The 19,163-nt window shown below is 74.4% G+C and carries 15 protein-coding genes; 8 read left to right on the forward strand and 7 right to left on the reverse strand.

Going from position 1 to position 19,163, the window contains the following annotated elements; all coding sequences use genetic code 11:
• Positions 1-77: 77 nt before the first annotated feature.
• On the reverse strand, positions 78-1,085 hold the full coding sequence (locus tag AB0N90_RS33140) for a hydroxyacid dehydrogenase (RefSeq protein ID WP_365202757.1): 1,008 nt from the start codon (positions 1,083-1,085) through the stop codon (positions 78-80).
• Positions 1,086-1,187: 102 nt separating this feature from the next.
• Here AB0N90_RS33140 and AB0N90_RS33145 point away from each other — a divergent pair, with 102 nt between their 5' ends.
• The 3 genes from AB0N90_RS33145 (at position 1,188) to AB0N90_RS33155 (ending at position 6,281) form a co-directional block, all read left to right on the forward strand.
• Positions 1,188-2,432, forward strand: a complete 1,245-nt coding sequence (locus AB0N90_RS33145; protein ID WP_365202758.1) for an FAD-binding protein — start codon at positions 1,188-1,190, stop codon at positions 2,430-2,432.
• A gap of 102 nt (positions 2,433-2,534) precedes the next feature.
• Complete coding sequence (locus AB0N90_RS33150; protein WP_365202760.1) at positions 2,535-5,429, forward strand: glycoside hydrolase family 2 TIM barrel-domain containing protein; 2,895 nt, start codon at positions 2,535-2,537, stop codon at positions 5,427-5,429.
• 117 nt (positions 5,430-5,546) lie between these two features.
• Positions 5,547-6,281 (forward strand): alpha/beta hydrolase, encoded by a 735-nt coding sequence (locus AB0N90_RS33155; protein WP_365202762.1) that lies wholly within the window; start codon positions 5,547-5,549, stop codon positions 6,279-6,281.
• Here the strand turns inward: AB0N90_RS33155 and AB0N90_RS33160 are convergent.
• Positions 6,215-7,021, reverse strand: coding sequence for an isocitrate lyase/phosphoenolpyruvate mutase family protein (locus AB0N90_RS33160; RefSeq protein ID WP_365202764.1), 807 nt, complete (start codon positions 7,019-7,021; stop codon positions 6,215-6,217). The genes AB0N90_RS33155 and AB0N90_RS33160 overlap by 67 nt on opposite strands.
• Positions 7,022-7,153: 132 nt before the next feature.
• On the opposite strand from AB0N90_RS33160, the gene mmuM reads away from it, so the two are divergent.
• Entirely contained in the window at positions 7,154-8,089 is a 936-nt protein-coding gene (gene mmuM, locus AB0N90_RS33165) for a homocysteine S-methyltransferase (protein ID WP_365202766.1), read from the forward strand.
• A 50-nt stretch (positions 8,090-8,139) separates the two neighbouring features.
• Here mmuM and AB0N90_RS33170 read toward each other — a convergent pair whose 3' ends face one another.
• From AB0N90_RS33170 to AB0N90_RS33180, 3 genes are all read right to left on the reverse strand, one after another.
• The gene (locus AB0N90_RS33170; RefSeq protein ID WP_365202768.1) at positions 8,140-9,729 is read right to left on the reverse strand and encodes a carboxylesterase family protein; all 1,590 of its coding nucleotides are present in this window, start codon (positions 9,727-9,729) and stop codon (positions 8,140-8,142) included.
• Between the two features lie 259 nt (positions 9,730-9,988).
• Positions 9,989-10,240: a hypothetical protein gene (locus tag AB0N90_RS33175; RefSeq protein ID WP_172427677.1), complete on the reverse strand. Its 252-nt coding sequence runs from the start codon at positions 10,238-10,240 to the stop codon at positions 9,989-9,991.
• Positions 10,237-11,100 carry an isocitrate lyase/PEP mutase family protein gene (locus AB0N90_RS33180; protein WP_361679210.1) on the reverse strand — a complete coding sequence of 288 codons (864 nt, stop codon included), beginning with the start codon at positions 11,098-11,100 and terminating at the stop codon, positions 10,237-10,239. Before AB0N90_RS33180 ends, AB0N90_RS33175 begins: the two co-directional genes overlap by 4 nt.
• 387 nt (positions 11,101-11,487) lie before the next feature.
• Here AB0N90_RS33180 and AB0N90_RS33185 point away from each other — a divergent pair, with 387 nt between their 5' ends.
• Entirely contained in the window at positions 11,488-12,120 is a 633-nt protein-coding gene (locus AB0N90_RS33185) for a VOC family protein (protein WP_365202770.1), read from the forward strand.
• A gap of 60 nt (positions 12,121-12,180) precedes the next feature.
• Positions 12,181-12,582 (forward strand): VOC family protein, encoded by a 402-nt coding sequence (locus AB0N90_RS33190; RefSeq protein ID WP_365202772.1) that lies wholly within the window; start codon positions 12,181-12,183, stop codon positions 12,580-12,582.
• On the opposite strand, the gene AB0N90_RS33195 is transcribed toward AB0N90_RS33190, so the two are convergent.
• Both AB0N90_RS33195 and AB0N90_RS33200 read right to left on the reverse strand, forming a co-directional pair.
• The gene (locus AB0N90_RS33195; protein ID WP_365202774.1) at positions 12,565-13,257 is read right to left on the reverse strand and encodes a helix-turn-helix domain-containing protein; all 693 of its coding nucleotides are present in this window, start codon (positions 13,255-13,257) and stop codon (positions 12,565-12,567) included. The two genes, AB0N90_RS33190 and AB0N90_RS33195, sit on opposite strands and share 18 nt — an antisense overlap.
• A gap of 1,050 nt (positions 13,258-14,307) precedes the next feature.
• On the reverse strand, positions 14,308-15,615 hold the full coding sequence (locus tag AB0N90_RS33200; protein ID WP_365202776.1) for a YihY/virulence factor BrkB family protein: 1,308 nt from the start codon (positions 15,613-15,615) through the stop codon (positions 14,308-14,310).
• Between the two features lie 175 nt (positions 15,616-15,790).
• On the opposite strand from AB0N90_RS33200, the gene AB0N90_RS33205 reads away from it, so the two are divergent.
• Together AB0N90_RS33205 and AB0N90_RS33210 are read left to right on the forward strand one after the other, a co-directional pair.
• Positions 15,791-17,428 (forward strand): acyl-CoA dehydrogenase family protein, encoded by a 1,638-nt coding sequence (locus tag AB0N90_RS33205; protein ID WP_365202778.1) that lies wholly within the window; start codon positions 15,791-15,793, stop codon positions 17,426-17,428.
• Positions 17,429-17,752: 324 nt separating this feature from the next.
• Complete coding sequence (locus tag AB0N90_RS33210; RefSeq protein ID WP_365202780.1) at positions 17,753-19,063, forward strand: GAF domain-containing protein; 1,311 nt, start codon at positions 17,753-17,755, stop codon at positions 19,061-19,063.
• The last annotated feature ends 100 nt before the right edge of the window (positions 19,064-19,163 follow it).

Below are 19,163 nucleotides of genomic sequence, written 5' to 3' on the forward strand. Positions count from 1 at the left end.
TCAGGTGTACTGCCCAACCGTATGCCCCCGGATCGGGCGGAGCGGTGCCGGGTCCCGCGGGCGCGTTCCGGGGCCCCTCAGGCCATCCGCTCCAGCGTCTCCGGGTCGACCGTGTGGCGCAGTGCCGCACCGGCCGCCCAGCGCGCGGCCTCCTCGACCACCACCCGGCCGAGGCGGGCCACCTCGTTGCCCTGGGAGCCGGCCAGATGCGGGGTGACGAAGGCGCCCGGCAGGTCGAACAGCGGGGAGCCGGGGGGCGGCGGTTCGGGGTCGGTGACGTCCAGGACGGCGCGCAGCCGCCCGGTGCGCACCTCCGCGACCAGCGCGTCCTGGTCGACGAGGGAGCCGCGGGCGGTGTTGAGGAGCACCGCCCCGGTGGGCATCAGGGCCAGCTCGCGGGCGCCGATCAGCCGCCGGGTCGCGGGGGTCCCGGGGGCGTGCAGGGTGACGATGTCGCTGGTGCGCAGCAGGTCGTCCAGGGGCAGCAGCGGCACCCCGAGGCGCCCGGCCTCCCCGGCGTCCAGGGTGGGGTCGGCGAGGGTGACGGCGAGGTCGTGCGGGCTCAGCAGTTCGATCAGTCGGCGGCCGACGCGGGAGGCGCCGACGACGCCCACGCGGCGGCCGTGGTTGCCGAGGCCGGGGAGGATCGCGCCGTAGGGGAAGCCCCGGCGCGCGCGCAGTTCCTCGCGCAGCGCGAAGGCGTCCTTGCCGGTGAGCAGGATCATGGCGAGGGCGTATTCGGCGACGGGCAGCGCGTTGGCGTCTGCGGCCGAGGAGACGAGGATGCCGCGCCGCCACACCTCGGCGGTGGTGAAGCCCTTGACCGATCCGGCCGCGTGCAGCACGGCGCGCAGCTTCGGGGCGCCGTCCAGGGCGGCCGCGTCCAGGCGGGGGCAGCCCCAGCCGGTGACGAGGACCTCGGCGCGGGCGAGGGCCACGCGCGCCCGGGGCTCGGTGGGGTCCTGGACCACCAGGCTGGGATCGAGGTCCAGGTGGGTGCGCAGGAGGGCGAGGAGATCGGGCGGGAAGACGTACGGCACGTTCTCGGCCGCCATGGCGAGCACGGCCTGCGGGCGCTCGGGCAAGGACGGACCCTCCGGGCTCGGTGCGGCGCGGCTGTCCTTACCGTAGGGCGCGGCGGAGAAGAGGGTCAACGGACCCGCCGCCCCGGCGAGAGGATCGGCAGCATGAGGGAGACCGTCACCAACTGGGCCCGCACCGTCACCTACGACGCGAAGGAGTACCGGCGCCCGGCGTCGCTGGACGCGCTGCGGGCCCTGGTGTCCGGTGCGGCGAAGGTGCGGGTCCTGGGCAGCGGGCACTCCTTCAACCGGGTCGCCGATCCCGGCCCGGACGGTGTGCTGCTGTCGACGGCCGGGCTGGCGCCGGTGATCGAGGTGGACACGGCGGCGCGCACGGTCCGGGTCTCGGGCGGGGTCCGCTACGCGGAGCTGGCCCGCGCGGTGCACGCCCGCGGTCTCGCGCTGCCGAACATGGCGTCGCTGCCGCACATCTCGGTGGCCGGTTCGGTGGCGACCGGCACCCATGGCTCGGGCCTGGCCAACCCTCCGCTGGCCTCGGCGGTGCGGGAGGTGGAGCTGGTGGTCGCGGACGGTACGACGGTGACGATCGCCCGGGGCGACGCCCGCTTCGACGGCGCGGTGACCTCGCTGGGCGCGCTGGGCGTGGTCGTCGCGCTCACCCTCGACCTCGAACCGGCGTTCGCGGTGGAGCAGCGGGTGTACACCGAACTGCCGCTAGAGGGGCTGGAGTTCGAGGCGGTCGCCGGATCGGCGTACAGCGTCAGCCTGTTCACGGACTGGCGGGATGCGGGCTTTCGGCAGGTGTGGGTCAAGCGGCGCACCGACCGGCCTGCGGTGGACTTCACCTGGGCGGCACCGGCGGCGGGGCCGATGCATCCGGTGCCGGGGATGCCCGCGGTCAACTGCACCGAGCAGCTGGGGGTGGTAGGGCCCTGGCATGAGCGGCTGCCGCACTTCCGGGCGGAGTTCACGCCGAGCAGCGGTGAGGAGATCCAGTCGGAGTATCTGGTGCCGCGCGCGGCGGCGATCGGCGCGCTGAGCGCGGTCGACGGGATCCGGGAGAGCGTCGCGGGGGTGCTCCAGACCTGCGAGGTGCGCACGGTCGCCGCCGATCCACAGTGGCTCAGCCCGGCGCACGCCCGGGACTCGGTGGCGCTGCACTTCACCTGGGTGCGGGACGAGGCGGCCGTGGGGCCCGTGGTGCGGGGCCTGGAGGAGGCGCTGGAGCCGTTCGGGCCGCGGCCGCACTGGGGGAAGGTGTTCGGCATGCCGGCGGCGGTGGTGCGGGGACGGTACGAGCGCCTCGACGACTTCCGGGCGCTCGTGCGGGACCTGGATCCGGTGGGCAAGTTCACCAACGCGTTCGTCGGGGAGGTCCTGGACGGCTGACGGTGCTTCCCGGCCCCCTTGCCGGGGGCCGGGCGGCGTGCCTAGCCTCGCGGGAGCGTCCCTCCCCGCCCGTACCCTCCCGTGGCACCGGATCGGAGACCGATGTCCGTCGCCTCCCCCACCGACAAGGACAAGGCCGCCGGAAAGGGCTACGTCGAGGACGTCTCCCCCGGCTCCGGGACGCTGCCGCCCCGCGCCCGGTACGCGTCCTCCGACGCCAAGTCGCTCTCCCTGAACGGCTCCTGGCGCTTCCGGCTGTCGCCGACCGCCGAGGCCGAGGCCTTCGCGCAGGAGGGGTACGACGCCGGTGGCTGGGCCGAGATCACGGTCCCCGGCCACTGGGTCCTCCAGGGCCACGGCTCCCCGGTCTACACCAACCACCGCTATCCGTTCCCGGTCGATCCGCCGCGCGTGCCGACCGAGAATCCGACCGGCGACCATCTGCGTCGCTTCGACCTCCCGGCCGACTGGCCGTGCGGCGACGGCGACGGGGCGGTGCTGCGCTTCGACGGGGTGGAGTCCTGCGCCCGGGTCTGGCTGAACGGCACGGAGCTGGGCACGTTCAAAGGGTCGCGGCTGGCCCACGAGTTCGCGGTCGGACCCCTGTTGAAGGCCACCGGCAATGTGCTCGCCGTACGGGTGCACCAGTGGTCGGCCGGGTCCTATCTGGAGGACCAGGACCAGTGGTGGCTGCCCGGCATCTTCCGCGATGTCACCCTGCTGCACCAACCCGCCGACGGGGTACGGGACTTCTTCGTGCACGCCTCGTACGACCACCGCACGGGCACCGGCACCCTGCGCGTCGACGCGGATGTCGCGGGCCGGGTCACGGTCGCGGAACTCGGCATCGACGTCCCGGCCGGGCAGCCGGTGACGGTACCGGTGCGGCCCTGGTCGGCGGAGGTGCCCCGGCTGTACGACGGGGTGCTGGCCACCGGCGGGCAGCGGGTGCCGCTGCGGATCGGTTTCCGCACGGTGGAGGTGGCGGACGGCCTGATCGAGGTCAACGGGCGGCCGGTCCTGTTCAAGGGCGTCAACCGGCACGAGTGGCATCCGGAGCGGGGCCGGGCGCTGGACGTGGAGACGATGCGCGCGGATGTGCTGCTGATGAAGCGGCACAACATCAACGCCGTGCGCACCTCCCACTATCCGCCGCATCCGGCCTTCCTCGACCTGTGCGACGAGTACGGCCTGTGGGTGCTCGACGAGTGCGATCTGGAGACCCACGGTTTCACCGAACTGGGCTGGCGGGACAACCCCGTCGACGACGACCGCTGGACCCCGGCCCTGCTGGACCGGGCGGCCCGCATGGTCGAGCGGGACAAGAACCATCCGTCGATCGTCCTGTGGTCGCTGGGCAACGAGGCCGGCACCGGCCGGGGCCTGACCGCGATGGCCGAGTGGATCCGCGCCCGCGACCCCTCCCGCCCGCTGCACTACGAGGGCGACCGCGACTGCCGTGACACGGACGTGTACGCGCGGATGTACGCCGGGCACGCGGAGGTGGAGCGCATCGGCCGGCACCTGGACGGGGGGCCGCTCCGCAGGCGCCGGCTTCCCTTCCTGCTGTGCGAGTACGCGCACGCCATGGGCAACGGCCCTGGTGGACTCGCCGAATACCAGCGGCTGTTCGCGTCGTACGAGCGTCTTCAGGGCGGCTTCGTCTGGGAGTGGATCGATCACGGCATCGCGCATCCGCAGCTGGGTTTCGCCTACGGCGGTGACTTCGGGGAGGAGCTGCACGACGGGAACTTCGTCTGCGACGGGCTGGTCTTCCCGGACCGGCGGCCCTCCCCCGGCCTGGCCGAGTACAAGAAGGTGCTGGAGCCGGTCGGCATCACGGGCGACGGCACGGCCGGGGCGGTCCGGGTGACCAACGGGTACGACGTCGCCGATCTGTCGGCGCTCGCGTTCTCGTGGTCGTACCAGGTGGACGGGGAGACCCTGGCCTGCGGCCCCCTGCCGGTGCCCGCCCTGGCACCCGGCGAGTCGGCGGACGTGAAACTCCCCGCGCCGCCTGCCGGGGCGCCGGAAGGGGAGGCGCACTGGCTGATCAGGGCGGCGCTCGCGGCCGACACCCCATGGGCGGAGCGGGGGCATGTCGTCGCCTGGGGCCAGTTCCGGGTCTCGGACCGCACGCCCCCTCGGGTTCCGGCGACGGCCCGACTCCGTGCCGCCGAGGGCGTGTTGAACCTGGGTCCCGGCACGTTCGACGCGCGCACCGGCGCGCTGACGGCGGTCGGTGATGTGGCCGTCACCGGTCTCCGGCTGGACGTGTGGCGGGCGCCCACCGACAACGACGAGGGCGCCGCCTGGCAGGACGACCCCCGCTGCGGGCCCCGGTGGCGCGGGCTCGGCCTGCATCGGATGCGGCACCGCCTGGACGCGGTGGAGGCGGACGGCGAGGCGCTGACGGTCCGCACCCGAGTGGCGCCCGCAGGACGCGAGTTGGGCCTGTCGACGGTGTACCGCTGGACGGCGGACGGGGACCGGCTGCGGCTGGCCGTGCGCGTCGTACCGGAGGGCGACTGGACACTGCCGCTCCCCCGGCTCGGCATCCGCCTCGGACTGCCCGCCCCCTCGACCGACCGGGTGCGATGGTTCGGCGGCGGTCCCGGGGAGGCGTATCCGGACAGCAGGTCGGCCGCCATGGCCGGGCGTTGGGAGTCGACGGTGGCCGGCCTCCAGACGCCGTACGTCCGTCCGCAGGAGAACGGCGCCCGGATCGACGTCCGCTGGGCTGAGCTGGGCGGTCTGCGCATCGAGGGCGATCCCGCGTTCTTCCTGACGGCCCGCCGCTGGACCACGCAGCAGCTGGACGCCGCCACCCACCGGACCGATCTGGTGCCGGGCGACACGGTCTGGGTCAACCTGGACCACGCCCAGCACGGCCTCGGCTCCCAGTCCTGCGGCCCCGGCCCGCTCCCCCACCACCAGCTGCGCGCGGAACCGGCGGAGTTCGCCTTCGTCTTCGCCCCCGATCCGGGCGCCGCCTGATCCGGTTCTAATTGGGAGGCCCCGGGGCGGGGCGGCACGTACTGTCGGCCGGTCAGGACGATCGGCGCCCGGACCCCGAACCCCGGTCCCGGCCGCCGGACCCGGAGAGGATGAGCGATGACCGAGACGGCGGACGACGGCCGCGACCACTACGACATCACGGGCGAGGGCCCCGTGCTGTTGCTGCTGCCGGGCGGCGCCGGGCATCCGATGGGGCTCGGACCGCTGGTCGAGGCGCTGGCCGCGCGGTTCACCGTGGTGACGTACGACCCGCTGGGGCTCGCCCACGGCCGGCTCGGCCTGCCGGTGCCAAAGCAGCGGGTGGCGGACTGGAGCGAGGGGGCGCACCGGGTACTGGCGGCGGTGCTGCCCGAGGGCGGGTCGGCGTACGCGTTCGGGACCAGCTCGGGCGGTATCGCGGTGCTCGATCTGCTCGCCCGGCATCCGGAGCGGCTGACGCATGTGGTCGCGCACGAGCCGCCCTGTGTCACCGTGCTGCCGGACGGGGCGGAGCGGCGCGCCGAGCTGCTCGGACAGCTGGACGGCGGTGAACGGCCGCCCGCCGAGGGCGGGTCGGCGACACCGATGGGGGTCTTCCTGGCCCGGGTGCTGCATCCGTTCACCGCGTACACGCCGGTCCCCGCGCCGGACACGGCCGCCCGGCTCACGCTCGTCGCGGGCACCGCCTCACGCGGTCAACTCCTGCACCGTACGACCGAGTTCATGGCCGGACGACTGGGCGCGTCCTTCACCGAGTTCCCGGGTGGTCACCTGGGCGCCCTGGATCATCCGGTGGAGTTCGCCGACCTGCTGACCGAGACACTGCGCTCCAGCGCGCACACCTCGTCGTAGGAGGGGGTCGTGCCGCCCGGCGTCCGACCGGCGGCGATGTCGTCCATGGCGTCCAGCGCCGCGCCCAGCGCCCTGCGGTACAGCAGGGAACCGAGGCTGATCCGGGCCACGCCCAGCTCGGCGAGGCGGGGGACGGTGGGCCCGGCGGGCGAGTGGAGGATGTTGAGGGGGACGCCGAGGCGCCGTACGAGACCTGCGATGCGGGCCGGGTCGGTGAGGCCCGGCACGAACACACCGTCGGCGCCCGCCTGTTGGTAGGCGTCCAGACGGCGGACGGTGTCCTGCTCGTCGCCGTCCCCCGACCAGTAGGTGTCGGTGCGGGCGTTGACGAACATCCCCGGTACGGCGGCCTTGACGGCGTGGATCTTCGCGGCGAGCAGCTCGCTCGCCCCGAGCCCGTCCTCCAGATTGAGGCCGGCCACGCCGACGGCCCACAACTCCGCTGCCAGCCGCGCCACTTCCGCCGGGTCCTCGCTGAAGCCGCCCTCGGCGTCCACCGTCAGGTGGTACGGCTCGGAGCCGAGCGTCAGGGCGAGCCGCACCGTGTGCTCCCGGGTCGCCGCCGCCCCGTCGGGCAGCCCGACGGCCGCCGCCACCGCGAGGCTCGACGTGGCGATCGCGGAAAAGCCCCGGGCGGCCAGGGCGGCGGCCGAGGCATGGTCCCAGGCGTTGGGCAGCAGCAGCGGCTCGCCGGGGCGGTGCAGCGCGGCGAAGGAGGTTCCCCTGAGGTCTGCGGTCATACGGCCACGCTAGCCCCGGGACGCTTCGGCCCGGACCGAAATGTGTGCGGGCCCCCGGTGTCCTGCCCACCCCCTGCCCAGCCCCTGGACACCACCCGCCGCTCCCCCTCCCGGTGGACTAGCGTCATCGGTATGACCGGCAACGCTTCCACCCCCGCCCTCGCCATGGCCCTCGCCACCGGGACGGTCGTACTCGACGGCGGGCTGTCCAACCAGCTGGAGTCCGCCGGGCACGACCTGAGCGACGAGCTGTGGTCGGCGCGGCTGCTCGCCGAGCGGCCGGAGGCGATCACCGAGGCGCATCTCGCCTACTACCTGGCGGGCGCGAGCGTGGCGATCACCGCCAGCTACCAGGCCACCTTCGAGGGCTTCGCCCGGCGCGGCATCGGCCGCCCGGAGGCCGAACGCCTGCTCGCGCTGAGCGTCCGACTGGCCCAGGACGCGGCCCTGCGGGCCCAAGAGGCGGGCGTGGAGCGCCCGTTGTGGGTGGCGGCGTCGGCGGGACCGTACGGCGCGATGCTCGCGGACGGCTCCGAGTACCGGGGCCGCTACGGGCTCGGCGTGGCCGAACTGGAGCGCTTCCACCGCCCCCGCCTCGAAGTCCTGGCCGCCGCGGCGCCGGACGTCCTGGCCCTGGAGACCGTCCCGGACACCGACGAGGCCACCGCGCTGCTGCGGGCGGTACGCGGACTGGGGGTCCCGGCGTGGCTGTCGTACACGATCGACGGCTCCCGTACCCGGGCCGGCCAGCCCCTGGAGGGGGCCTTCGCGCTCGCGGCGGACGCGGACGAGATCATCGCGGTGGGCGTGAACTGCTGCGCCCCTCAGGACGCGGCCCCCGCCGTCGAACTCGCGGCCCGTGTCACCGGCAAGCCGGTCGTGGTCTACCCCAACAGCGGCGAATCCTGGCAGGCCGCCTCCCACTCCTGGACCGGCCCGACCACCTTCGCCCCCACCCAGGTCACCTCCTGGCACACGGCGGGCGCCCGCCTGATCGGCGGCTGCTGCCGGGTGGGGCCGGAGAGCATCGCCTCGATCGCACGGACGCTGGAGACGGAGACGGTCTGACCGGCCGTCCCCGGCCGTTCCCGGCCGTTCGGCGTCCCGGCGTCCTGGACTCAGCGTCGCCGCGCCCCCACCGAGCGGCGCAGGCGGCGCATGGCGGAGGCCAGTTCGGCGCCGGGGGCGCGGGGGACGGCGGTGCGCGGTGGTGGGGTGCGGGGGGTGGTGGACCAGAGGGCGTACTCGGCGTCGTGGGGGCCGTGGGCGGTGTGGGCCGGGCCGTCGCCGAAGACGCGGACGGGGTGGGCGGGGCTCCAGGACTCCCAGCCGGGGTCGCCGGTGGTCGCGAAGCGCACCCAGGCGCCGTGCATCTCCTCGCACAGCTCGTGCGGGGCGCCCTCACCGGCCAGCTTCTGGGACTCCGGGATGTCACCGGAGTCGAACACGAAGCCGAGCTCCAGGGCGTGGCAGGCGTGCAGGTCGGGACGGCGGGAGGGCCAGGCGAACTCGTAGAGGTGGCTGGTGGCGGGGCGGGCGTCGGCGAGGCGGTGCAGCGGGACGCGCAGGATGTGGTCGGTGACCATCTGGCCGACGATCTCGGCGGCGCCCGCCTCCGGTCGCAGGGCCCGGTAGCCGCGCGGTATCTCATGGCTCGCGTGGCAGCGGGCCATGGCCCCGGCGACGGCGACGGCCCCCAGCCGGTCGATGTGCTCCAGCAGGCCCCCGGGCACCAGCCACAGCCGGTACTCGTCCCGGGTCCAGCCCATCAGCAGGTCCACGCCCCGGGCGGTGTCGCCGTCGATCAGGGCCTGGAGCGGGTCGCGGGGCACCAGGTCGCCGTCCACGACGATGCCGAACGCCGGTCCGCCGAGCACCGGGCTGGACAGCCGGCCCACCTCGGCCTGGGTGCGCAGCAGCAGTTCGGGTTCCACGGCGGCGAAGGCTGCGGCGGTCGCCGGGATCTTCAGCCGGGCGGCCATCCGGCGCACCATCCGCCGTACCTTGTCCCGCTCGAAGACCTCCGGCGGGCCGCTCTGGAGCACCGCGCGCCGGATCAGGCCGTCGGTGTGCGGCGAGGCGAGCAGGACGCCCGCGCTGATCGCGCCCGCCGACTGGCCGCACAGGGTGATCCGGTCCGGGTCGCCGCCGAACGCCGTGATCGTCTCGTGCACCCAGCGCAGCGCGGCGAGCTGGTCGCGCAGGCCGGGGTTGGGCGGCGCGTCCGGGAACAGTCCGTAGCCCTCGATGCCCAGCCGGTAGTTCACCGAGACGAAGACGACGCCGTCACGGGCGAAGGTGCGGCCGTCGTAGACCGGTACGGCCGAGGATCCCCTGGTCAGGGCGCCGCCGTGCAGCCACACCAGGACGGGCAGCTTGGCGCCGGGGGCCGGGTCGGGCGTCCAGACGTTGAGGTTGAGGCAGTCGTCGCCGGGGATCGAGGGGTCGGAGAGGTACTGGGCGAAGGCCTCGGAGTACGGCGGTTTCGGCGCGGTCGGGCCGAACTCAGACGCGTCCCGCACCCCGTCCCAGGGCTCGGGGGGCTCGGGGGGCCGGAAGCGGCGGGGGCCGACGGGCGGGGCGGCGTACGGGATGCCCCGGAACACGGCGATGCCGCGCTCATGGCGACCGCGTACGGCGCCGTGGGGTGTGCGGACCACCGGGCCCATCGGGTCTGCCGTCATCGCCCACCAGCCCTTCGCCGTCATGCACCTTTCATATGTAGAGCACCACAGGGGGCCGGTGTATTCCGGTGCACAGACCTCCGGCTGGGCCGTTCGGTGTACCGGACGGGTGCCGAAAGGGGCCCGGCGTACGCCCCTGGCCGGTACCGACGAGGGCCGGGCGCTCCCTCGCGGGAGATACCCGGCCCTCGCCGCCCCGAGCACGCGGCCGTACGTACCGACCGCGTGAGCGCGCACCCTCCTCAGCCCCTCAGTCCCTCGGCTCCGTCAGCTCCTCGGACCCTCAGTCCTCGTCCGGCGCCGGAGGGTTGCCGAAGAGCGCCTCGATCGCGTCCACCGCGCTGCCGTCGTGGTCGCTGCCCGCGTCGCCCTTGCCGGTCTGCACATTGGCCGTGCGGTCGACCTCCAGCCAGGAGTCGGCGTGGGAGTTGTCGACCAGCGTGACCAGGCTGTTGTCGGCGAGCGCCGGGGCGGCCCCCGCGCCGAGGAAAGCCGCGGTGAGCACGGCCGCCGTACCGATACGGGCGGCCCTCACACGCCCACGCTCTCGGGGACGAGCCGGTCGCGGGCGATGTTGCGTTCCAGCAGGGTGGTGGACGCCTGTACGCCGACCCCGCTCGCCGGGTCCACCACGGGCAGCCGGCCGTCGGCTGCCTTCAGCCCGGTGAGCGCCGAGTCCATCGCCTCGTGCGCGGCGAACAGGCAGGGCGTGCTGTAGATGGCGACGTCCACACCGAGGTCGGAGAGCTCGCCGAGGGAGAGGCGGGGCGACTTGCCGCCGGCGATCTGGTTGAAGAGCAGCGGCTTGCCGCCGACGACCTCCCGGATCCGCTTGATCCATTCGACGCTGCGCACCCCGTCGACCAGCACCACGTCCGCGTCGGTCGCGGCGAGCCGCTCGGCGCGGTGCAGGATGTCGTGCTCGTCGGTCGCGTCGGTGCGGGCGACGACGACCAGGTCCGTGCGGGTCTCCAGGACCTGGTTCAGCTTCTCCAGGTACTCCTCCAGCGGCAGCACCTGCTTGCCGTCGGCGTGTCCGCAGCGGCGGGGCCGCTTCTGGTCCTCCAGGATCACCCCGGAGGCGCCGATGCGCTCCAGGTGCTCGACGACATGGCAGGCGACCTCGGGATCGACGTACCCGTCGTCGATGTCCACGAGGAGGTGGTGGTGCGGGAAGGCGCCCCGCAGCCGCTGGACGAAGGCCACCATGTCGGGCCAGGCGATGAACCCGATGTCCGGCAGGCCGTAGTACGAGGCGGCGAAGCCGAATCCGGAGACGAACATTCCGTCGTAGTGCTTGGCCGCGATCGACGCCGAATACATGTCGTAGACGCCGATCAGCGGTGTGGTCCCGGGCCCGGCGATGCGGTCGCGCAGCTTCTTACCGTGGGTCAAGGTCCGGCTCCTTCTGTGGGTACGGCACGGCGGCGAGGGGCCACCGCACCTCAGTGCCCTTTACCAATCCAAGAGCATCTCTAGGTACTCACATTGACTTGCCATGACGCCACCTTTACTCACTGGAATGGCGCAATCCGTTCACCGCAGAAACGTCACTTGCGGAGCCGACCCGCTCAATCGACTCCGCCGTCCGGGTGAGCGAGGACGTCCGGATCCGGACGGGCGGCGCGGGCGCCGGTGCGCGGGCAGCGGAGGAGGGACGGGAGTATGCGGTGCCCTTATGACACGGGACTACGTCAACTGGCCCGGGAGTTGCGGTCGATGAGGGCCGGGCCCGCGTGACGGCCTTGAACGGGGCGGCCGTTGACCGTAGCCTCCCACGGGGTGAACGCCATTCCTGCGCATCTGGACCACCTTGTCCTCGCCACCCCCGATCTGGCCGCGTCCGTCGCCGAGTTCGCGCGGCGCACCGGGGTGACCCCGGCGCCCGGCGGCGCGCATCTCGGCCACGGCACCCGGAACCATCTGGTGGGGCTCGGCGGCCGGGCCTATCTGGAGATCGTCGGCCCGGACCCGGAGCAGCCGGCGCCGGCCGGGGAACGGCCCTTCGAGGTGGACCAGTTGTCCGCACCACGCGTGCTGACCTGGGCGATCAGCCCGCCCGACCTGGACGGGACGATCGCGGCGGCCCGCGCGCGGGGCTACGACCCGGGGCCCGCGCACCCGATGAGCCGCCGCACCCCGGACGGGGAGCTGCTGCGGTGGCGGCTGACCGGCGGCGAACAGGCGCACCCCTCGGGCCTGGTGCCGTTCCTGATCGACTGGGGCGATTCGCGCCACCCCGCCGACTCGGGTCTGCCGGTCACCCCGCTGATCGAGGTGTCCGCGACCGTACCGGGTCCGGAGGAGGTGCGCGGCCCGCTGGCGGCCCTGGGCACCGGGCTCGATCTGGCCGAGGGGCCGGTGGCGCTCCGCTTCACCGTGGACACGCCCCGGGGGCCGGTCACGTTCGGCTGAACGGGCCGGGTGTCCGATTCCTTCAAGACCCGCCGCCCGGCCGCTGCCTACGGTGGCCGCATGACCGCACACTTCGCCCTGATCGGCGTGGTGGCCTCCGACATGGCCGCCTCGCTCGCCTTCTACCGCCGCCTCGGCCTGGTGTTCCCGGAGGACGCCGAGGCCCTGCCGCACGCCGAGGCCGCGCTGCCCGGCGGCCTCACCCTGGCCCTCGACAGCGAGGAGACGGTCCGCGCCTTCCACCCCGCCTGGCGCCCGCCGGCCGCCGGGGGCCGGGTCTCGCTCGCCTTCCGGTGCGGTGCGCCCGAGGAGGTCGACACGGTGTACGAGGAGATGGTCGGCGCCGGGTACCACGGTGAGTTGAAGCCGTGGGACGCCGTGTGGGGGCAGCGGTACGCCACCGTCCTCGACCCCGACGGCAACGGCGTCGACCTGTTCGCGCCGCTACCGGCCGCCGAGTAGCTCCCCGAGCGGGGCGCCCGTCAACCGGCGTACCTCGCGCGCCAGATGGGGCTGGTCGGCGTAGCCCGCGCGGATCGCCGTCGCCGCGTACGGCACGCCCGCGCGGGCCAGTGCGAGGGCCCGGCGCAGGCGCAGGATGCGGGCCAGGGTCTTGGGGCCGTAGCCGAAGGCGCCGAGGCTGCGGCGGTGCAGGGTCCGGGCGCCGAGGCCGAGTTCGGCCGCCGCCTCGGCGACCGGGACGCCCTGGTCGAGGCGTCGTACCAGCAGGTGCAGCCAGGGATCGGGGGGTCCGGCCGCCAGGGCGCGGTCCAGCGCGATGTCCTCCAGCGCCCGCGCCGGATCGTCCGCCGCCGCCGTACGGCCGCACAGCTCCCGGACCCGGGCGGCGGGCCAGAGGTCGGCCAACTCCACCCGCCGGTCGCGGAGTTCATGGGCCGGGACGCCGAGCAGGGCGGGCGCGGTACCGGGCCGGAGCCGGATCCCGGCCCAGCGGCGGGCCGGGCCCTCGGGGAGATACGGGCCGGTGTCGGGACCGGCGACCAGCAGCCGCTCCCCGTCCCAGAGCAGATCCATACAGCCGTCGGGCAGCACGGCCCGCACGGCACCCCCGTCGTCGGCGGGCCCCTTGGTCCACACCACCGCACCGGCCAGCCGTGAGGTCCGTTCCGCGTACACGGGTGCCAGGGTACGACTGAGGGAGGCGAGAGGACGGAGCCCTCGGCCGGACCAGGCCGGACGGGACGACGGGGGCCGGACGGGACGACGGGGGCCGGGTCGGACGGTGGGGACCGGGTCGGACGACGGACGCCCGGGCGACGGAAGACCCGGGCGGACGACACGGCCCAGCCGGACGGCGGAAGCCCGGGCAGACAGCGCGGCCCAGCCGCACGGCACCGCCCGGCCGGACAGCGCGGCCCAATCCGGACGGCACGGCGCCATCGGACGGCACAGCCCCATCGGACAGCGGAAGCCCGGGCGGAGGGCACAGCCCCATCGGACGACACGGCCCAACCGGACAGCGGAAGTCTGAGCGGACGGCACGGCCCGACCGGACGGCGTGGTCCATCGGACAGCGCGGCCCAATCGGACGGCACAGCCCGGCCCGACCACGGAAGCCCGGACGCACGGCGCAGCCCAGCCGGACCACGGAAGCCCGGACGCACGGCACGGCCCAGCCGGACGGCGCGGCCCGGTTCAACGGCGCGGTCGCCCGGCCGGGGGGCCGGAGTCCGCCCCAGGGGCACCGTCGGATCCGTCGGCCGGATCGGTTCACCGACCCGAGCCCGGTCGACCGACCCCACCTTGATCCGACGCCACGAGCACGGCCCCACCGATCGACCCCGATCCGACGCCGCGAGCACGGCCCCACCGATCCAGGCCCGCCCCACCGGCACAGGCGGCCCCGGCAGCTCCGTCAGATCCCTGGCGCGAGCCCCGCCGAACCGGGCCGCCTCCGCACCCGGCGGCGCAAGCACGATCCGCCGTCCTGGCCCGCCCCACAGGCGCGCGCCCCCGCCACCAGGCCGAGCGCGACCCGCCCACCAGCACAGTCAGATCCGGCAGGCTTCCGATGCGCTCCCGGCCCACCGCAGCGGTACGGTCAGATCCGTCAGCCCGATCGGTTCACCGGTGCGCGCCCGGCAACCGGCCAGGACCCGGCCCAGCGGCGCAAGCCCATCCGCCCGCCCGGGCACGGCCCGCCTCAGCCCCCGCGCCCCTCCCGATTCACCACTGCCGGTAAGGGTTCTCGCCGTTTCCGTTGCCGGGGAGGTGGGGGCCGGTGCTGTCGCCCGGGAAATGGGAGCTGCCCCCATCGGCCTGCGGACCCGGGCCGTTCGTCGGGTGGGGCTCGGTGCCGGTGCCCTGTTCGGCGTCCCCCCTGTCGCCCTTGGGCGTCACCCGTCGGTGCGCCCCGGAACCGCCCCACGTGGGCGTCCGCAGCCGCGAGGTGACATCCTCCGGCGGCAGGAAACGCGACCAGCGTTCGGGGAACTCGGACGGCATGTCCGGGTCGTCGGGGTCGTCGGGGAAGGTCTCCCGCGTGGCCGTGGCCCGTGCGACGTACTCGGCGACCTGCGCGTGCCGCACCCGCTCGTTGGCCTCACGGGCGGCGGCCGTCGCGGCGGCCGGCCAGACCCGGTCGATCGCGGCGTTGACCGCCGCGCCGACCAGCACGGCGAAGGCGGACACCCCGATCCAGAGCATGACGGCGACGGACGCGGCGAGGGAGCCGTAGATCGTGGCGCCCTCGATGGTGTGCACCAGGTAGATGCGGAGCAGAAAGCTGCCGAGGACCCACATCGCGAGGGCCACCAGCGCGCCGGGCACATCCTCGATCCAGGGCGAGCGCACCGGCACGGACACGTGGTAGAGCGTGGTCAGGAAGACGACGGACAGGACGATGACGACCGGCCAGTACAGGACCTGTACGACCGTCTCCGACCAGGGCACCACCCGTACCACCGCGTCCGGTCCCGCGACCATCAGCGGCAGCGCCACCGAGCCGATCAGCAGGGCCACGATGAACAGCACGAAGGACATGATCCGGGTGCGGACGATGCCCCGGACGCCGTCGAGGCCGTACATGACGGTGATGGTGTCGATGAAGACGTTCACCGCGCGGGACCCCGACCACAGGGCGAACAGGAAGCCGAGGGAGATGACGTCGGGCCGGCCGCCCTTGATGACGTCGTGCAGGATCGGTTCGGTGATCTCCTTGACGCCCTTGTCGGACAGGACGGTCCGGGAGGCGTCGAGGAGGTTGGTCTCCAGGCTGCCGATGGTGTGCGCGCCGGTCCAGGTGTCGACGTAGGCGAGCAGCCCGATGAGGCAGAGCAGCAGCGGGGGCACCGACAGCAGGGTGAAGAACGCGGCCTCGGCGGCGAGGCCGAGGATGCGGTACTCCATGCAGGAGTTGACGGTGTCCTTGAGCAGCAGCCAGGCGGTCCTGCGCTTGGATACGTTCCGGTAGAGAGCGCGGGCCCGGTGGAGCCGTCCGACCGGCCGTTCGGGGGAATCACTTGCTGGCTGCACGACCCAAAGGTATCCGCAGCGAGCGCCCCTCCTCACCTCGCGGGGCGTTCCGGCGACCGCCCGCGCACGACCCGCACCCGGCTGTCCCGATTCCTCCCACCGCCCCGGACACCACCCGGGACCCCGTGTCACCCTGGAGGCCCGCACCGCCGCCGTTCCGGGTAGGTTCGCCACCATGGCAGGCTTCTCCACCCACACCGTGACGAACCAGCCGCCCCCACTGGCCGGCTACGACCTCTTCGCCGCCGACCGCGCGCTGGTGGACGCCGTCGCGCGGCACACCCCGGACGAACTGCTCGGCGAGGTGCGCGCGGAGCTGTCCGCGCTGGGGCGGGCCGGGGGCTCGGCGCAGCTCCAGGAGTGGGGCGCACAGGCGAACGAGCAGCCGCCCCGGCTCCGTACCCATGACCGGTACGGCCACCGGATCGACGAGGTGGAGTTCCACCCGGCCTGGCACCGGCTGCTCGGCAAGGGCGTCTCGGCCGGGCTGACCGGCGCCTGGGCGCGGCCCGCCGGGCATGTGCGCAGGGCGGCCGGGTTCCTGCTGTGGACCCAGGTCGAGGCGGGCACCTGCTGTCCGCTGTCCATGACCCACGCGGCCGTGCCCGCGCTGCGCGCCGATCCCGCGCTCGCCGCCCTGTGGGAGCCGCGGGTGACCTCCACGGTGTACGACCCCGAGCTGCGGCCCGCCGCGCGCAAGCCCGGCACGCTCTTCGGGATGGGCATGACCGAGAAGCAGGGCGGCAGCGACGTCCGCGCGAACAGCACCCGGGCCCGGCCGCTCGCGGAGGCGGGGACCTATGCGCTCACCGGGCACAAGTGGTTCTGCTCCGCCCCGATGTCGGACGCCTTCCTGGTGCTGGCGCAGGCGCCCGAGGGGCTGACCTGCTTCCTGGTGCCGCGCGTCCTGGACGACGGCACCCGCAATGTGTTCCTGCTCCAGCGGCTCAAGGACAAGCTGGGCAACCGGTCCAACGCCTCCGCCGAGGTCGAGTTCGACGGCACCTGGGCGCGCCGGGTCGGCGAGGAGGGGCGCGGGGTGCGGACCATCATCGGGATGGTCGCGGCGACCCGGCTGGACTGCGCGCTCGGCTCGGCGGGCCTGATGCGGCAGGCGGTGGCGCGGGCGGTGCACCACTGCACATACCGGGAGGCGTTCGGCGGGCGGCTGCTGGACAAGCCGCTGATGCGCAATGTGCTCGCGGACCTCGCGCTGGAGTCGGAGGCGGCGACCGCGCTGGCGCTGCGGCTCGCGGCGGCGTACGACGACGGCAGCGAGCGGGAGCGCGCCTTCCTGCGGCTCGCGGTGCCGGCCGCCAAGTACTGGATCACCAAGCGGTGCGCGCCCGTCGCGGTGGAGGCCGCCGAGTGCCTGGGCGGCAACGGGTACGTGGAGGAGTCGGGGATGCCCCGGCTGGTGCGCGAGTCGCCGCTCAACTCCGTGTGGGAGGGCGCCGGGAACCTGCAGGCGCTCGATGTACTGCGGGCGCTCCAGCGGGAGCCGGGGGCGCTGGACGCGTGTCTGACGGAGATCGGGCGGGCGCACGGCGCCGACCACCGGCTGGACCGCGCGGTGAAGGACCTGTTCACCGAACTCGCCGATCTGGAGGGCGCGGAGGGCCGGGCGCGGCGGCTGGTGGAGCGGCTCGCGGTGGTGCTCCAGGGCTCCCTGCTGGTGCGGCACGCGCCGCCGGCGGTCGCGGACGCCTTCTGCGCCTCCCGGCTCGGCGGCGACCACGGCGGGACGTTCGGCACGCTGCCGGGGGGTCTGGACCTGGCGTCGGTGGTGGAGCGGGCGCGGCCCGTCTCCTGAATCGACGTGTTTCTGGGGGAGTTGGGGCCCTGGCCGAAAATCGCCGGTGCCCGGCCAGGGGTGGTGCTGCGCCGACACGGCACCACCCCCGCCGTACGGGCCCGTTGCGGCCCGTGGACGCCACGCGGGGCGTCCTGGTCAAGTCTCGGCCGGGATCGGACGGTTCACCAGGGTTGCAGGGGGTTGCAACTTGTTGGCGCACATGCGCGGAGTCTGTGCCTCCGGCCTGCCCGGCCCGGCAGTATAGGAGCGACGACCGACCGGAAAGCGCCGCCCGGACGGCTGGAAGAATGTGTACGACCCCCCGCTCCGGGAGGAGAACCCGTGGTGAACCCGCCGATGAACATGGCGCGCCTGGCCGCCCTGGACGCGACGCGGGCGGCGCGGGTGTTGAGCGAAGTGCGCGAGGCGGCGCTCGCCGGGCAGCGGGTGCCGCTCGCGCCGCGGCCGGTGATCGAGCAGTCCTGGGGGCGGATGCTGCGCGGCGGCGTCGACCCGGACCGCGACTTCAGATCCGGGCTGCTGCCGCCCGACGAGGTGCGCAGGCGGCGGGAGGAGTCACCGCTGCGGCATGTGCTGCCGGTGCTGCGCGAGGGGCTGCTTTCGGTCGCGGACGTCGCCCAGCACATCATGGTCGTCGCCGACGCGGACGGACGGGTGCTGTGGCGCGAGGGGTCCGCGCCGGTGCTGCGCAAGGCGGACGGGCTCGGCTTCGAGCTGGGCGCGGACTGGCGGGAGGACGTCGTCGGCACCAACGGGGTGGGCACCCCCGCGGTCGTACGGCGGCCGGTACAGGTGTTCGCCGCCGAGCACTTCGTACGGTCGCACACCTCCTGGACGTGCACGGGGGCGCCGATCACGGATCCCCGGGACGGCCGGCTGCTCGGGGTGGTGGATGTGAGCGGCCCGCTGGAGACCATGCATCCGGCGACCCTCTCCTGGGTGGACGCGGTGGCGAAGCTCGCCGAGGCGCGGCTGCGGGAGTTGCATCTGGGCTCGCTGGAGCGGCTGCGGGCGGTCGCGGCGCCGGTGCTGGCCCGGCTGGACGGGCGGGCGCTGGCAGTGGACCGGGACGGCTGGACTGCGGCGGTGACCGGGATGCCGTATCTGCGGCGGGTGACGCTGCCCAAGTCGCTGGTCCCCGGCCGCCGGTGGCTGCCCTCGCTCGGCTGGTGCGCGGCGGAACCACTCGGCGAGGGCTGGCTGCTGCGCGCCGACGAGGAGCCGGGCGCGACCGCCGCCTCCCGTGTCGTACTGGACCTGTCCCGGCCGGAGCGCGCCGCGGTGACCGTGGCGGCGTCCGGTTCGGCGGGCGCCTGGTCGCGGGAACTGAGCCCGCGGCACGCCGAGTTGCTGTTCCTGCTGACCGAACACCCGGGCGGGCGCGGGGCGGCGGAGCTGGCCGGGGACCTCTTCCAGGACCCGTCACGTACGGTGACGGTGCGGGCCGAGATGTCGCGTATCCGGCGCTATCTCGGGGGACTTCTCCAGCATCGGCCGTATCGTTTCTCTGATGCGGCCGATGTCGAGGTCGTCCTTCCCGAGAACCCCCGTGACCTGCTGCCCCGCTCCACGGCGGCGGTGGTGGCGCACCGGCGGGCGGCCCCGCCCGCGGAGCGGCCGCGGCCCGCGTGACGGCGGGGGCGCGGCACTTGCGGCGTGACTTCCGGGTATTTGCGGGGTCTTCGCCCTGCGCGGACCGTTACTGCCGTAGCATCCCCTACGGGCCCGACCG

Source organism: Streptomyces sp. NPDC093018 (genome assembly GCF_040684035.1).
In the GTDB taxonomy this organism is placed as follows: Bacteria; Actinomycetota; Actinomycetes; order Streptomycetales; family Streptomycetaceae; genus Streptomyces; species Streptomyces murinus.